The 12655-nt window shown below is 69.4% G+C and carries 10 protein-coding genes; 5 read left to right on the top strand and 5 right to left on the bottom strand.

Annotated elements, in window-relative coordinates; translation table 11 throughout:
* Positions 1-31 precede the first annotated feature (31 nt).
* From NHL53_RS03275 to NHL53_RS03265, 3 genes are all read right to left on the bottom strand, one after another.
* On the bottom strand, positions 32-1471 hold the full coding sequence (locus tag NHL53_RS03275) for a GntP family permease (RefSeq protein WP_433775117.1): 1440 nt from the start codon (positions 1469-1471) through the stop codon (positions 32-34).
* 159 nt (positions 1472-1630) lie between these two features.
* Positions 1631-5080: a GH92 family glycosyl hydrolase gene (locus NHL53_RS03270; protein WP_433775114.1), complete on the bottom strand. Its 3450-nt coding sequence runs from the start codon at positions 5078-5080 to the stop codon at positions 1631-1633.
* 126 nt (positions 5081-5206) lie between these two features.
* Positions 5207-6358 carry an acyl-CoA dehydrogenase family protein gene (locus NHL53_RS03265; protein WP_433775111.1) on the bottom strand — a complete coding sequence of 384 codons (1152 nt, stop codon included), beginning with the start codon at positions 6356-6358 and terminating at the stop codon, positions 5207-5209.
* 339 nt (positions 6359-6697) lie between these two features.
* On the opposite strand from NHL53_RS03265, the gene nrdH reads away from it, so the two are divergent.
* The 4 genes from nrdH to nrdF all read left to right on the top strand — a co-directional run bounded on the left by nrdH (position 6698) and on the right by nrdF (position 10608).
* Positions 6698-6931 carry a glutaredoxin-like protein NrdH gene (nrdH, locus tag NHL53_RS03260; protein WP_433775109.1) on the top strand — a complete coding sequence of 78 codons (234 nt, stop codon included), beginning with the start codon at positions 6698-6700 and terminating at the stop codon, positions 6929-6931.
* 97 nt (positions 6932-7028) lie between these two features.
* The gene (nrdI, locus tag NHL53_RS03255) at positions 7029-7460 is read left to right on the top strand and encodes a class Ib ribonucleoside-diphosphate reductase assembly flavoprotein NrdI (RefSeq protein ID WP_433775315.1); all 432 of its coding nucleotides are present in this window, start codon (positions 7029-7031) and stop codon (positions 7458-7460) included.
* Complete coding sequence (gene nrdE / locus NHL53_RS03250) at positions 7442-9601, top strand: class 1b ribonucleoside-diphosphate reductase subunit alpha (RefSeq protein WP_433775106.1); 2160 nt, start codon at positions 7442-7444, stop codon at positions 9599-9601. Before nrdI ends, nrdE begins: the two co-directional genes overlap by 19 nt.
* A 32-nt stretch (positions 9602-9633) precedes the next feature.
* Positions 9634-10608 carry a class 1b ribonucleoside-diphosphate reductase subunit beta gene (nrdF, locus tag NHL53_RS03245; protein ID WP_433775104.1) on the top strand — a complete coding sequence of 325 codons (975 nt, stop codon included), beginning with the start codon at positions 9634-9636 and terminating at the stop codon, positions 10606-10608.
* 146 nt (positions 10609-10754) lie between these two features.
* Here the strand turns inward: nrdF and NHL53_RS03240 are convergent, their stop codons facing one another.
* On the bottom strand, positions 10755-11327 hold the full coding sequence (locus tag NHL53_RS03240) for a TetR/AcrR family transcriptional regulator (RefSeq protein WP_433775101.1): 573 nt from the start codon (positions 11325-11327) through the stop codon (positions 10755-10757).
* Positions 11328-11396: 69 nt separating this feature from the next.
* Between NHL53_RS03240 and NHL53_RS03235 the strand changes: the two genes are divergently transcribed.
* On the top strand, positions 11397-11972 hold the full coding sequence (locus NHL53_RS03235) for a dihydrofolate reductase family protein (RefSeq protein ID WP_433775099.1): 576 nt from the start codon (positions 11397-11399) through the stop codon (positions 11970-11972).
* Positions 11973-12063: 91 nt separating this feature from the next.
* On the opposite strand, the gene NHL53_RS03230 is transcribed toward NHL53_RS03235, so the two are convergent.
* Positions 12064-12585: a VOC family protein gene (locus NHL53_RS03230; RefSeq protein WP_433775097.1), complete on the bottom strand. Its 522-nt coding sequence runs from the start codon at positions 12583-12585 to the stop codon at positions 12064-12066.
* Positions 12586-12655 lie beyond the last annotated feature (70 nt).

Raw genomic sequence — 12655 nt, 5'->3', positions numbered from 1 at the left:
GGATGATCCTTACGTATCCGGGAGGTCGGCGTCAGAGGAAGAGGCTGAGCACGAGCGTGAAGCCGAGCGCCACGACGCTCGCGACGGAGACGCCGAGCGAGCATGTCTTCAGCGTGCCGCGGGTGGTCTGCCCGAGCATCGACTGCAGCAGCCAGAAGGTGTTCGACGTCACGTGCACGAGGAACAGCGAGCCGGCGCCGGCGGCGAGGGCGATGAGCACGGGGTTGAGGCCGATCTGGCCCGCGACCGGGGCGAGGATGCCGGCCGCCGTGATGGCGGAGATCGACACGGATCCGACGGCGACGTGCAGCACGGCGGCGACGGCCCACACGATCAGCAGCGGCGCCACGCTCGACGCGGTGAAGTACTTGCCGAGCAGGTCGCCCATGCCGGAGGTGCCGACGATGGCGGCGAGGGATCCGCCCGCGCCCGTGAGCAGGAGGATCTGGCCCGACTCCCGGAAGCCGGTGGCGATCGCCTTCTCGACGCGGGTGCCGCCGATCGTGGCCCGCGCGATGAGGGTCGTGGCGAGCAGGCCGATCAGCAGCGCGATGACGGGAGCGGAGACGAACTCCACGACGGGGCTGGAGATGCCGGCCATCTCGAGGAAGGCGCCGCCGGCGATGAGCACGAGGGAGAGCAGCATCGGCGAGAAGGCGAGCATCAGCGGGGTCTCGCCGTCCGCCCCGCCGTGACGGCGCGTGCGCGGGCCGAGGCCGACCTTCGTGAGCGTGCTCATGCCTCCCGTGCTCGTGGAGACGGGCAGCGGGCCCTGGGGCTCCGCGGGTTTGGTGACGGGCTGCTCGTCCTCCGCGGTCTCGTCTCGCGGCTGCTCGTCGCGCTCGGGGTTCCAGAGGCCGCGGTCGAACAGGACGTTCATGATGAGGATCGACACGACGATCGTCGGGATGATCACGAGGAGCCCGCAGATCAGCATGATCCCGAGGGGCACCTTGAGGAGGCCGGCGAGCGAGACCGCGGCGACGCCGGGCACCATGAGGACGATGCCGCACTCGAGGCTGATCGCCATCGCCGCGGACATCTTGCCGACCCCGTTCCTGCCGAGGCTCGGCGCGATGCGGCGGGCGAGGGGAGCGCTCATCACGAGCAGCACGTCGAGGAAGATCGACTGCAGCGCGGTGCCGATGGTCAGGCCCATCGCGTAGGGGACGCCGCGCTTGCCGAAGATGCGCAGCAGTCCGCCGACGAGCCGCTGGATCGCGCCCATCTCGTTGAGGAGGGCTCCCATGAGCACGCCCCATCCGATGAGCAGGCCGACCTCGAACATGATGTCGCCGAAGCCGTGCATGACGGTGTCGACCGTGTCGGTCACGCCGAGGCCGGACATGAGCCCGAGCCCGGCCGCGCCGATCACGAGCGCGAGCACCGGGTTGATGCGGAGGGTGATGATCATCACGACGATCGCGATGATCGCGACCGCCGTGACCGTGAGGATCTGCCAATCGGCCATGGATCTCGTCCTTGAGGTTCGAACGCCGGAGAACTACATGGTGAGCGTAAACCCGTGATGTGGATAGCGCAATCCTGGATCCGTCGCCGCCCCTCGGAACATGACGGAAGGCGCCGGCTCCGCGAGGGGAGCCGGCGCCTTCCGCGGAGGGTCGCGTTCTCAGGCGCGCGCTCGGCGCCGCCCGGTGACGATGCCCGCGCCGAGCAGCAGCATCAGCGCGCCCAGCAGCCAGGGGACGGCGGGAGAGCCGCCCGTGGGGGCGAGATCGTCGCCGTCCTCGCCGTTCGCCCCGGATCCCTCGCCGGCATCCGCCTCGGAACCGTCCGTGCTTCCGGACTCGGCGCCCGGGGCGTCCTCCGTGCCCTGCTCGCCGTCGGCGTCGGATCCCTCGGCCGGGTCCTCCGTGCCTCCCGCGCCGGCGTCGGCGGTGCTCTCGTCCTCCTCGGTGCCGGGGTTCTCCGTGCTCGCGTCGTCGGCGTCGGATCCGTCCTCCGTGCCGGCTTCCGCGCTCTCGTCCGCGGATGCGTCGTCCGTGCCGGCCTCGTCCGCCGCCGCGTCTGCGTCCTCCGCGCCGGACTCGTCGTCGGTGCCCGGCTGATCCTCGGATCCCTCGGCGCCGCCGTCGTCCGCACCGGTCTCGTCCTCAGACCCGGCCTCGTCCTCCGAGCCCGTCTCGTCGTCCCCGCCGCCCTCGTCCTCGGCGGGGAGCAGCGCGACGTCGAACACGTGCATGATGCCGCGGTCCGTCTGCTCCGGCAGGGTGACGCTGCGCACGGTCTTCGCCGGGTCGAGCGGCTCGACGGCCGTGCCGAAGACGGTGGGCGCCGTGCCGTCGGATCCGCCGCTGATCGTGTTGCGCTTCGTGAGCTCCAGCACGCGCGCGTTCCCGGGCTCGAGGGCGTTGTCGCCCGGCGTCCAGTCGGTCAGGCGCACCTCGACGTCCTGCGTCGTGCCGTCGGAGTAGGTGACGACGGCGACGCCGCGGGAGGGGCCGTTGGTCGCGAGGCCGAGGAACGAGATGCCCGACGCGGCGACGTCGCCCATCTCGATGACCTGACCCCGGGGGATCCAGTGGTCCGGCTCTCCGGGCGCCGTCTCGGGCCAGGTGAACGCGAGCCCCGTGTCGCCGAGGGGGATCTCGGCGCCGCCCGTGGCGCCCGCGTCGGCCAGGTCCTCGCGCGACAGGCCGGTGCCGCCGATGTCGAGCCCGCCCATGTCGACGGCGCCGTCGTCGGTGATGCCGACCGAGTTGCGCGCATCGGAGCCCTCGCGGTACGAGGGCGGCACGTCGTCCTCCCCGGTTCCCCAGGATCCGGGCTCGGCCGACATCGCGAACGCGAGGGACCCGCCCTCGCGCACGAACTCCGGCGGCAGCCACGACGCGGTCTGCGCCTCGCCGTTCACCGTGAGGCCGGTGGTGTAGCGCTGATCCGGGCCGGCGCCCGGCGCATCGATCTCGATCGCGCGGTCGGCGCCGACGGGCCGGATGTCGATGTGCGCGAACATCGGGGCGGAGACGAGCAGGTCGGCCGTCCCCCAGATGGCGGGCATCAGCCCGAGGTTCGCCCACACGTACCAGGCGCTGAGGGATCCGAGGTCGTCGTTGCCTGCCAGGCCGTCGGGGGCGGTCGTGAACAGCTCGTCGGCCGCGCGGTAGAGGGTGTCGGTCGTCTTGTGCGGCGCCTGCAGCCAGTTGTAGACCCACGGGAGGCCGAAGCTGGGCTGGTTCGCGAGGTAGGCGGTGTCGCTGAACGCGCCCCCGTCGAGGTCGCGCAGGATGTCGTCGAGCTGCTCGGTCGACGCCTCGACGCCGCCGCGGGCCGCGATGAGGTCGGCCATGTTGTGCGACGCGTTGAACCCGTACTGCAGGCCCGTCGACTGCTCGAACTGCGCGCCCTGCGTCGTGAGCGAGGTGTCCATGAACCCGTGGCGGTTGCGCGCGTCGATGTGCTGACGCTCGTGGTTGAACACGTTCTTCCAGTTCTGCGACCGCACCGAGAACGCCTCGAACGCCTCGTCGTCGCCGAGACGCTGCGCGAGCTGCGCGATGGAGAAGTCGTTCGTCGTGTACTCGAGCGTGCGCGACGTGGCGGCGCCCTCCTTGTCGCCGTCGATCCAGCCGAGGATCCCGTACTGCACCGCGTCGGAGCGCGCCGAGTCGGTCATGGGGAGCGACTGGGTCTCGACCATCGTCCGGAGGGCCGTCTCGCGGTCGTAGTCCGTCGCCCCGAAGTCGTCGGCGGCGGCCACGATCGTCTGCAGCGAGTCGCCGCTCATCTTGGTCTGCACGCGGTTGTACGTCGGCCAGCTCGTCCAGCGGCCCGACTGCTCCACCATGTCGACGATCGACTGGTTGATGTCGCTCGCGCGCTCGGGGAAGAGCATCGCGACGAGCTGCGCCTGCCCGCGATAGGTGTCCCATCCCGAGAAGTTCACGTACAGGTCGCGGCCGTCCTCGACGCGGTGGGGCTCGCCGTCGTATCCGATGTAGGCGCCGTCGGCGTCCTGGAACACGTTCGGGTGCAGCAGGGCGTGGTAGAGCGCCGTGTAGAGGGTGATGCGGGCTCGGTCGTCGCCGCCGGAGGCGTCGATCGTGCCGAGCGCCTCCTCCCAGGCCGCGCGCGCCTCGGCGCGCACCTCGTCGAACCCGGCGTCGCCCGCCTCGGCCGCCGCGTTGGCGCGTGCGCCGTCGACGGAGACGTAGCTCAGGCCCACCGTGGCCGTGACGTCCGCGCCGTCGGCGAACGTGAGCCAGGCGCCCGCGCCGTGATCGGATCCGGCGGTCGCCTCGGATCCCCCGGCGTCGATGCCATCGGGCGTCCAGACGCCGTGCGACTCGACGGGCTGGTCGAACGTCGCCGAGAAGTGCACGGTGTAGGGCTCGCCGCCGTTGCAGACGATGCCCGCGGTCACGCTGCCGGACAGCTCGCCCGTGGCCGCGTCGAAGGCGATCTCCGCGTCGCGCACCTCGTTGTTGGATCCGGCCGCGTCGAACAGCAGCGTGGCCTCGCCGTCGAAGGAGTAGCGGCTCACCGCGGTGCGGAGCGTGCTGGTCAGCTCGGCACGTACGGCGTCGAGGCCGACGGCGTAGTAGCCGGGCTCGGCGACCTCGTCGTCGTGCGAGAAGTCGAGGAAGTAGGCGTCGATGTCGTCGGCCGGGCTGACGGGCAGGGCGCCGTCGGCGAGTTCCCCGGTGAAGGGGATGACGGGGAAGTCGTAGCCGCCGTAGTTGGAGCGGCAGCCGGTGCCCGAGAGCCGCGTCATGCCGAAGCCGCGGATCTGGTCGGCCTGGTATTCGTAGCCGCCGAACTGCTCTCCCGTGGAGGTCTCGTACGTCGTCGGGCTCGACTGCACCATCCCGAACGGCAGCGCCGCCCCGGGGAAGGTGTTGCCGTAGTGGTCGTTGCCCCTGCCGTCGTTGGCGTCGTTCATCTCGGTGCCGATGAACGGATCCACCGCGTCGAACGCCGAGAGCGCGGACGTCTCGTCGGCGCTCGCCGCGGGGGCGGCGACGGCCGACGACGCGGCGAGCACGAGGGAGAGGCCGATGGCGAGGGGCGCCCGGCGCCGGCGGCGCGGAGGTGTGGTGCGGGGTGAGCGGGTCTGCATGCTGTCTCCGTGATTCTCGTCGTGCAGGATCTGACATCGCTGTCAGGCACGGTAGAGGTCCCGCGTGAACGGGTCAACAGCATCGGGTGAACGAGAGGTGACGCGGGGCGGAGCGCCCGCGCTCGGCTACGCCCCCGGAGCCCCGAGGCGGAAGGTCGCCGCGGTCTCGCGCGCCGAGTCGGGGGAGGAGGGGTGGAAGACGCCCGCGCGCACGTCGCGGGCGAGGCGCGAGAGCTCGTGTCCGCTGCGGAACGCGGATCCGCCCGCGGCGACGAGCGCCTCGTCGACGACGCGCTGCGCGGTCTCCACGGCGCGGTGCTTCGCTCCCGACAGCAGGGTGAACCAGCGCCCGCCGTGGTCGACGCGCTCGTCGAGGTCGCGGGCGAGGGCGTCGAGCTGCAGGCCGATGCCGTCGGCGGCGATCGAGATCTCGCCGACGCGGGCGCGCGCCACGGGGTCGTCGCTGCGCGTCCGCCCCGTGGCCTTCGACGTCCGCGAGGTCAGCGCGAGAGCCGCGACCTCGACCGCGCGCTCGGCGAGGCCCGCGTACACCGACGCGACGAGCAGCTCGAACGCCGCGAAGATCGCGAACTGGATCGGCGCGGGGCCGTCCGCGGGGTCGATCCGGGCGACGACGTGCGCGGCGGACGCGGCGGCGCCGCGCAGCTCGGTCGTGCGGCTCTGCGTGCCGCGCATGCCCAGCGTGTCCCAGTCGTCCCGCGTGGCGGTGCCCTCGCGGCCGACGAACGCGTAGACGAGCCGCCCGGACGCGGAATCGAACCCGTGCACGCCGAGCGAGGTCCACACGGGCGCGAGGGAGGTGAAGATCTTGGTGCCCGTGAACGCGTAGGCGCCGCCGGCGAGGGGCTCGGCCGTCGTGTCGCTGCCGAACAGCACGAGGTCGTTGCCGCCCTCGCTGATGCCGAACGCGTAGACCTCGCCTGCCGCGGCCCCGCGCTGCACGAACGCGAGCTCGTCGGAGCCCCGATCGGCGAGGATCTTCGCGACGGCGGTCCACACGAGATGCATGTTCACGGCGAGGGCCGTCGCGGGCGCGGCGCCGGCGAGGCGGCGCTGCAGCGTCGAGGCCTGAGCCAGCGAGAGCCCCGCTCCGCCGAGATCCTCCGGAACGAGGATCCGCAGATAGCCGGCGCCTGCGAGATCCGCGAGGTCGTCCTCCGGGAAGACGTTGTCGGCGTCCACGTGCGCGGCGCGCGAGCGGATCCGCTCGAGAAGCGCGTCGGGGAGGTGCAGGGCGGGATCGAATGCGGCGCTCATGGGGTCAGCCTAGGTGCGCGGGAGGACACGCCGGCGGTCGATCGCGACACGCCGAGGGCGCGTCGTCAGGCTGTGCAGAGTGCTCAGCGGACCGGGCTGTGGAGAACCCTGAGCGCCGGCTCGTCGCGGGCTGATTTCACGCGGGACACGCCGTCCTGCGCGCCGGTCGACCCTGTGGATGACGCGTGGGGAGAGGTGTGGATGCGCGGTGGAGAACTGAGCAGAATTACACGGATGCAACTACTAGTCCTTGTGGTTGACCCCGGATCGCGGTCCCATATGTAGTATTGAAGTCCCGGCGGATGATGCCGGAAGAACACACAGGTCCGGAGGGAAATGATGGCGATCACGGTCTACAGCAAGCCGTCGTGCGTGCAGTGCAACGCGACGTACCGAGCGCTCGACGCGAAGGGCATCGAGTACCAGGTCACCGACCTCTCGGAGGACGCCGCGGCGCTCGAGCAGGTCAAGTCGCTCGGCTACATGCAGGCCCCCGTCGTCATCGCCGACGAGGACCACTGGTCGGGCTTCCGCCCAGACAAGATCGACGAGCTCGCCGCTCGCATCGCGTGACGCGCCTCTGACGCGCCCCGACCCAGGGAGGAAGCGCATGTCCGCTGTCGCCGCATCCGTCTCGCCTCCCGCCATCGGCTCCGCTTCGGCGGGGCCGATGCGCGCAGACGGGCAGGAGCCTCTCGTCGTCTTCTTCTCGAGCGTGTCCGGCAACACGGCGCGCTTCGTCGAGAAGCTCGAGCGCGCATCGGGGGTCCGCTCCGCGCGGATCCCGCTGCGCCGTCAGGACGAGCCGCTCGAGATCGACGAGCCGTACGTGCTCGTCGTCCCGACCTACGGCGGAGGCAACGGGCAGGGGGCGGTGCCCAAGCAGGTCATCCGCTTCCTCAACGACGAACGCAACAGGAGAGGGATCCGCGGGGTCATCTCCACCGGAAACACCAACTTCGGCGAGGCCTACTGCCTGGCCGGAGACATCATCAGCCGCAAGTGCAGGGTGCCGCACTTGGATCGGGTGGAACTGTTCGGCACTCCTGACGACGTGGCGCGTGTGAGCCACGGATTGGACGCATGGTGGAAGCAGCAGTGACGACGCAGCAGGATTTCAAGCACAACCCCGCGTTCGAGGGCCTCGATTATCACGCCCTCAACGCGATGCTGAACCTGTATGACGCCGACGGCAACATCCAGTTCGACGCCGACAAGCGGGCGGCGCGCGAGTACTTCCTGCAGCACGTCAACCAGAACACGGTCTTCTTCCACTCGCTGCGCGAGCGCCTCGACTACCTCGTCGAGAAGGAGTACTACGAGGGCGCCGTCATCGAGAAGTACGACTTCTCGTTCATCGAGCGCCTCAACGACTTCGCCTACGGCAAGAAGTTCCGCTTCGAGACCTTCCTCGGCGCGTTCAAGTACTACACGAGCTACACGCTCAAGACGTTCGACGGCAAGCGCTACCTCGAGCGCTTCGAGGACCGCGTCGTCATGACGGGCCTCGCGCTCGCCGACGGCGACGAGGACCTCGCCTGGAAGATCGTCGACGAGATCCTCTCCGGGCGCTTCCAGCCGGCGACGCCGACGTTCCTCAACGCCGGCAAGGCGCAGCGCGGCGAGCTCGTCAGCTGCTTCCTGCTGCGCATCGAGGACAACATGGAGTCGATCGCGCGCGGCATCAACTCGGCGCTGCAGCTGTCGAAGCGCGGCGGCGGCGTGGCGCTGCTGCTGTCGAACATCCGCGAGGCGGGCGCCCCGATCAAGCAGATCGAGAACCAGTCGAGCGGCATCCTGCCCGTCATGAAGCTGCTCGAGGACTCGTTCAGCTACGCGAACCAGCTCGGCGCGCGCCAGGGCGCGGGCGCCGTGTACCTCTCGGCGCACCACCCCGACATCATGCGGTTCCTCGACACGAAGCGCGAGAACGCCGACGAGAAGATCCGCATCAAGACGCTGTCGCTGGGCGTCGTGATCCCCGACATCACCTTCGAGCTCGCGAAGAACGACGAGGACATGTACCTGTTCTCGCCGTACGACGTCGAGCGCGTCTACGGTCTGCCCTTCGGCGACATCTCCGTCACCGAGAAGTACCGCGAGATGGTCGACGACCCGCGCATCAAGAAGACGAAGATCAACGCGCGCAAGTTCTTCCAGACGCTCGCCGAGATCCAGTTCGAGTCGGGCTACCCGTACGTCATGTTCGAGGACACGGTGAACCGGGCCAACCCCATCAAGGGCCGGATCAACATGTCGAACCTCTGCAGCGAGATCCTGCAGGTCAACACCCCGACCACGCTCAACGTCGACCTGTCGTACGACCAGATCGGCAAGGACATCAGCTGCAACCTCGGCTCGCTGAACATCGCCCTCGCGATGGACTCGCCCGACTTCGGCCGCACGGTCGAGACGTCGATCCGCGCGCTCACCGCGGTGAGCGACCAGAGCCACATCTCGTCGGTGCGCTCCGTCGAGGACGGCAACGACAAGTCGCACGCGATCGGCCTCGGGCAGATGAACCTGCACGGCTACCTGTCGCGCGAGCGCATCTTCTACGGCTCAGAAGAGGGCATCGACTTCACGAACATCTACTTCTACACGGTGCTCTTCCACGCGCTGCGCGCGTCGAACGAGATCGCGAAGGAGCGCGGCGAGACGTTCGAGGGCTTCGCCGACTCGGCGTACGCGTCGGGGGAGTTCTTCGACAAGTACACCGACCAGGAGTGGGCGCCGAAGACCGCGCGCGTCCGCGAGCTGTTCGCGGAGCACCGCATCCCGACGCAGGACGACTGGGCCGCGCTGAAGGCCGAGGTCCAGGAGCACGGCCTGTACAACCAGAACCTGCAGGCGGTGCCGCCCACCGGATCCATCTCGTACATCAACAACTCGACGAGTTCGATCCACCCGATCGCGTCGAAGATCGAGATCCGCAAGGAGGGCAAGCTCGGCCGCGTCTACTACCCGGCGCCGTTCATGTCGAACGACAACCTGGAGTACTACCAGGACGCGTACGAGATCGGCTACGAGAAGGTCATCGACACGTACGCCGCCGCGACCCAGCACGTCGACCAGGGGCTGTCGCTGACGCTCTTCTTCCCCGACACGGCGACGACGCGCGACATCAACCGCGCGCAGATCTACGCGTGGCGCAAGGGCATCAAGACGATCTACTACATCCGCCTGCGCCAGATGGCGCTCGAGGGCACCGAGGTCGAGGGCTGCGTCAGCTGCACGCTCTGACCGGTTGGACAGGGATTTCATGAAGGAAAGCGATGACTGAGAAGCTGCAGCTCCTGGATCACGTCCAGGCCATCAACTGGAACCGCATCGACGACGACAAGGACGTCGAGGTGTGGAACCGCCTCACGAGCAACTTCTGGCTGCCCGAGAAGGTGCCGCTGTCGAACGACATCCAGTCGTGGAACACGCTGACGCCCGACGAGCAGACGCTCACGATGCGCGTGTTCACGGGCCTGACCCTGCTCGACACGATCCAGGGAACCGTGGGCGCCGTGTCGCTCATCCCCGACGCGCTCACCCCGCACGAGGAGGCGGTGTACACGAACATCGCCTTCATGGAGTCGGTGCACGCGAAGAGCTACTCGTCGATCTTCTCGACGCTGAGCTCGACGCCCGAGATCGATGCCGCCTTCCGCTGGTCTCTCGAGAACGAGAGCCTGCAGAAGAAGGCGCGGATCATCATGGACTACTACCGCGGCGACGACCCGCTGAAGCGCAAGGTGGCCTCGACGCTGCTCGAGAGCTTCCTGTTCTACTCGGGCTTCTACCTGCCGATGTACTGGTCGAGCCACGCGAAGCTGACGAACACGGCCGACCTCATCCGCCTCATCATCCGCGACGAGGCCGTGCACGGGTACTACATCGGCTACAAGTTCCAGAAGGGGCTCGAGCTCGTCGACCAGGCGAAGCGCGACGAGCTGAAGGACTACACGTTCTCGCTGCTCTACGAGCTCTACGACAACGAGGTGCAGTACACGCAGGACCTCTACGACGCCGTCGGCCTCACCGAGGACGTCAAGAAGTTCCTGCACTACAACGCCAACAAGGCCCTCATGAACCTGGGCTATGAGGCGATGTTCCCCGCCAGCGTCACCGACGTGAACCCGGCGATCCTGTCGTCGCTGTCGCCGAACGCCGACGAGAACCACGACTTCTTCTCGGGATCCGGCTCCAGCTACGTCATCGGCAAGGCCGAGGCCACAGAGGACGACGACTGGGACTTCTGAGTCGCTGACGTCTCGATGAGAGGCCCGGGCCTGCAGATTCCTGCAGGCCCGGGCCTCTTTCGTGTCTTCCGGTCGATGCTGAAGGGCATCGAACTGAGGGGGTGCCGCGTTCCTGTCCTTCGGAGGGGGAGTGGCCGCCCCTGCCCTCACTCCTCCGGCAGCAGGCCGGCGACGAGGGCGTCGACCACCTCGTCGGTCGGGATGTCGGGGGCGATCGACGTGGTCAGGCGGTCGAAGAGCAGCCCCTCGATCGCGTAGTGGAACAGCGCGATCTCCCGGCGCCCGCCGGGCAGTCCGGCGGCCTGGTTGAAGGCGAGATCGCCGTCGAAGGCGGCGCGCAGCCACGGCTCGAGCAGCGCGCGGAGCTCGGGGCGGCGGGCGGAGTCGAGCCGCAGCTCGAAGAGGGCCCGGGTGGCGTCGGGCTCCGCGGAGAGGCGTCGGACGATGTCGCGCATGTAGTCGGCGAACAGGTCGCGGCCGGGCTGCTGCTCGGCGCGCCGGGCCAGGTCCTGCGGCGTCGGCCCGAGGCGCGCGCCGATCCGCTCGACGAGCCCCGTGAGCAGGGCGTCGCGGCTGCGGAAGTAGTTCGACGTCGTGCCCGTCGGCACCCCCGCCTCCGCGTCGACGGCGCGATGGGTGAGCCCCCGGGCTCCCTCGCGCGCGAGCACGGCGATGCCGGCGTCGGCCAGCGCGTTGCGGCGCGAATCGTTCCTGACCATGACAGGAGGCTAGCGAAACCACGGCACCTGTTGTAGTTTCGAACCACTTCACCTGTTGTGATTGGAGAGATGATGCGAGAGCTCACCTACTTTGTCGCCGTCAGCCTCGACGGGTGCATCGCCGGTCCGAACGACGAGTTCGACCGATTCCTCGTCGAGGGGGACCACGCGGGGCCGATCTGGGATCGGTATCGCGGCACCGCCCCGACGCAGCTGGCCGAGGCGGCGGGCCTCCCCGTCGCGGATGGGCCGTTCGACACCGTGCTGATGGGGTGGAACACCTACGCGGTCGGCCTCCCCGACCTGCCGGATCCCTACCAGCACCTGCGCCAGATCGTCTTCACCCGCACGCACGAGGCTCCGAGCGGGAGCGAGGGCGTGCAGTTCGTCGACGGCGACCCGGTCGAGACGGTCCGCGCCCTGAAGCGGGAGGAGGGTGAGGGTATCTGGCTGTGCGGCGGCGGCGCGCTCGCGTCGACGCTCGCCGACGAGATCGACCGGCTCGCGCTGAAGATCCAACCCGTGACGCTGGGCAGCGGGATCCCCCTGTTCGGAGCGCGCGAGTACGCGCCCGCCGCGTGGAAGCCCACGGGCGTGCGGGCCTTCGACTCCGGCGTGTTGCTCGCGGAGTACGAGCGCGTGTGACGGCGAGGAGCCGGGTCACCCGCTGCCGCGGCGAGACAGGCGAGGGTGCCGCGGCGGGCGGTCCGGAGCGCGCATCCGTGATCGCGCGACGTCACTGCGCGCTCGCCTGCTCCTGTTCCGCGGCCCATGCCGCCGCCCGCTCGGCGCTCTCGGCCTCGGAGAGGTCTTCGACGCGAGACATGATCGTCCAGCGCACGCCGAACGGGTCGCGGATGGAGGCGAAGCGGTCACCGGAGACGAACGTGCTCGCCGCCTCGCGAACGGATGCCCCGGCATCCTCGGCCCGCTCGACGGTCGCGTCGACGTCGGCGCAGTACAGGCCGATCGAGTAGCAGACCTCCTCTCCCGCGGGGGCAGGCACGAGTCCGTAGGCCGCACTCGGCTCGCCGAGCTGCATCCTGCCGCGTCCGAAGTCCAGCTCGGCGTGGACCACGACCCCGTCGATCTCGGTGGCATCGACCAGCCGGGCCCCGAAGACCGAACGGGAGAATCCGATGGCATCCGCGGCGCCGCTGAGCGCCAGGAACGGGGTCAGACTGGTCGAGCCGTGCGGGACGCCATCGGTGGTGTGCGCGCCTGAGAGGCCGGTTCGGGGTGTGCTCTGTGCGTTCATGCTCGGAGCGTATGGACGCCCCGGAGACGCCGTCTTGAAGATTCGCGACGACGTCGCGTGAACAGGAGGA

Origin of the sequence: Microbacterium sp. gxy059, assembly GCF_050958665.1 — a bacterium.
Taxonomy (GTDB): domain Bacteria; phylum Actinomycetota; class Actinomycetes; order Actinomycetales; family Microbacteriaceae; genus Microbacterium.
Note: the sequence above shows the minus strand (reverse complement) of the source record. Positions and strands in the feature narration are given on the sequence as shown.

Bases quoted from the DNA above. Each gene is read 5' to 3' on its own strand.
- NHL53_RS03270 (WP_433775114.1), bottom strand. From the start codon at position 5,080: ATGCAGACCCGCTCACCCCGCACCACACCTCCGCGCCGCCGGCGCCGG.
- NHL53_RS03265 (WP_433775111.1), bottom strand. From the start codon at position 6,358: ATGAGCGCCGCATTCGATCCCGCCCTGCACCTCCCCGACGCGCTTCTC.
- nrdH (WP_433775109.1), top strand. From the start codon at position 6,698: ATGGCGATCACGGTCTACAGCAAGCCGTCGTGCGTGCAGTGCAACGCG.
- nrdI (WP_433775315.1), top strand. From the start codon at position 7,029: ATGCGCGCAGACGGGCAGGAGCCTCTCGTCGTCTTCTTCTCGAGCGTG.
- NHL53_RS03230 (WP_433775097.1), bottom strand. From the start codon at position 12,585: ATGAACGCACAGAGCACACCCCGAACCGGCCTCTCAGGCGCGCACACC.
- nrdF (WP_433775104.1), top strand. From the start codon at position 9,634: ATGACTGAGAAGCTGCAGCTCCTGGATCACGTCCAGGCCATCAACTGG.
- NHL53_RS03235 (WP_433775099.1), top strand. From the start codon at position 11,397: ATGATGCGAGAGCTCACCTACTTTGTCGCCGTCAGCCTCGACGGGTGC.
- NHL53_RS03240 (WP_433775101.1), bottom strand. From the start codon at position 11,327: ATGGTCAGGAACGATTCGCGCCGCAACGCGCTGGCCGACGCCGGCATC.
- nrdE (WP_433775106.1), top strand. From the start codon at position 7,442: ATGGTGGAAGCAGCAGTGACGACGCAGCAGGATTTCAAGCACAACCCC.
- NHL53_RS03275 (WP_433775117.1), bottom strand. From the start codon at position 1,471: ATGGCCGATTGGCAGATCCTCACGGTCACGGCGGTCGCGATCATCGCG.